Here is a 1,824-nt window from a genome sequence, read left to right on the forward strand (position 1 = left end):
TCCCCGCTCAAGGACCGGCATCGGTCACGGAAATACCGGCGACGGCATCCACGGGCACCGTGCACCCGGAGATTGCGGCCAGGGTCAGGCCGGCTGTGACAATGCCGATGGAGCGCTGGAACACCCCGCATGTCACTGCCGGATGCTGCCCATCTCCGCCATGAAGAGCACCGGGTCGCTGTCGAACCCCCGGACCATCTCGCGGAGTTCCCACGCTCCGGACGCGTCCCTGGTGAACTCGGCGATCGTCGCGGCCGTGGCATCGGCGACGCCCGCGAAGTCATCGGAGAGCAGTTGCCTGTATCCCTCGAGGACGAGCACACCGGCGTTCGCTATGTCACCGAACGTGCGGGGGCCGCCGTCCTGGTGGATGGCCACACCGACCACCACCCGCCCGTAAACGGGCGACATCCGGTCGAACTCCAGCACCATCGCCTCGACGAACCCCAAGCCCAGACCAGTCTCACTGTGCCGGCTCATGTTGATCGTGCCGTCCGGCGACCGGCTCTCGTAGTGGACGACGTACACCGGCCGCCCGTAGGGATCGTCCGCCGAGTAGGTCGCGGCCACGATATCTAGATGGCGAGGCGCCTCCCCGTACGGACTCGGATCCCACCGGAGCTTCACCTCGACCTTGTCCAACCCTCTGCCGACTCCACTCACCTTGCCGCTCCCCGTCAGGCCAGCGCGGGTCGGTCCCCCGCAATCTCAAGTATGGCCGCTGACCAGCCCTTTGACGCCTCCTTAGCACGCTTCGCCCTTGACTCTCACTCGATGACCGAAGCTGCGACGACCGTAGTGACAGTGAGGAGCAGTACGGGGCCGAGCGGTAGGCCGTGCTCGCGAGGTGAACATTGGTCGGTGGGGCGCAGGTCCGGGTGGGCATGGAGGACCGTGACCGTCTCAGCCACGTGGACGTATGGCGGTCGCAGCTTCAGGCGCCGCACGGCCCACGGCATGCCCACGAGTCCTTCTCCATGGAGCACCTGGCCTCCCGGTGCCGTCCTGGACCAGCAGGGTGATCCAGTGGGGGCGAACAGAGCCCACCGGGCGGACAGCGTGCCGACCAGCAGCCAAAGGCACGTTTCCGGACGACGTCCGGACTGGTCCACCAGCCCAGGATTCTCCCGGCTCTCAGCGATCCGACGGCGGACCGCCCCGAGGAGAGCTGCCAGTTGACGCCCGTGCAACGCCTCAGCCTGCGCCGGTCCGTCCCCTTCGGCAGGTCACCGAGTACGGGCTTGTCGTGACACTCGCCACCGCCGTCGGCGTCCTGTATCTGTGGCTGCGATATGTCGTCCTGGCCTGCAGGTTGCAGTGGTGATGCCGACCAGCAGCACACTGGAGGCGAGGGTCGTCCGTCCTCGTGCGAGGGGGTGTCGACGGTGGTGAGGGTACGTCGTCCGGCGGTGCGGTGGTGGCGCTTGCGGCGCAACCCGCTTCGGCGGCGCGCTGATGTCGTCGAAGCCTGGGTCGTGCTCATCAGCGGGCTGCTCGCCGTACTGGGGGGCGTGCTCGCGGGCGCGGTCACCGCGGTCGCGGTCGCGGGGGGGTCTCGACCGGCAGCGGGCCGAGCGGCGGGAGGTTCAGGCCGTCGTCACGAGGGATGCGGTGGGCACGAGGCCGACGCGCAAAGTGGAGGATCAGCAGGCCTGGGCCGCAGTGCGCTGGAGGGCACCGGACGGCACGACGCACACGGACCGCGCGCGGGTACCGCCGGACACCCGGGCCGGGGCCCGGATCACCGTATGGACGGATGGGCACGGCAACCTGACCGACGAGCCGCTGTCTCCCACCGATGCAGCCTTCCGCGAGATGCTGGTG

At 68.9% G+C, this 1,824-nt stretch carries 2 protein-coding genes; one reads left to right on the forward strand and one right to left on the reverse strand.

The window, feature by feature from the left end; translation table 11 throughout:
- Positions 1–132: 132 nt before the first annotated feature.
- On the reverse strand, positions 133–663 hold the full coding sequence (locus BEK98_RS47590) for a TerD family protein (protein ID WP_094222992.1): 531 nt from the start codon (positions 661–663) through the stop codon (positions 133–135).
- A gap of 792 nt (positions 664–1,455) precedes the next feature.
- Here BEK98_RS47590 and BEK98_RS51560 point away from each other — a divergent pair.
- On the forward strand, positions 1,456–1,824 hold a 369-nt coding region (locus tag BEK98_RS51560), incomplete at its 3' end, for an Rv1733c family protein (RefSeq protein WP_425276677.1).

This window comes from Streptomyces diastatochromogenes (genome assembly GCF_002242805.1).
GTDB lineage: Bacteria > Actinomycetota > Actinomycetes > Streptomycetales > Streptomycetaceae > Streptomyces > Streptomyces diastatochromogenes.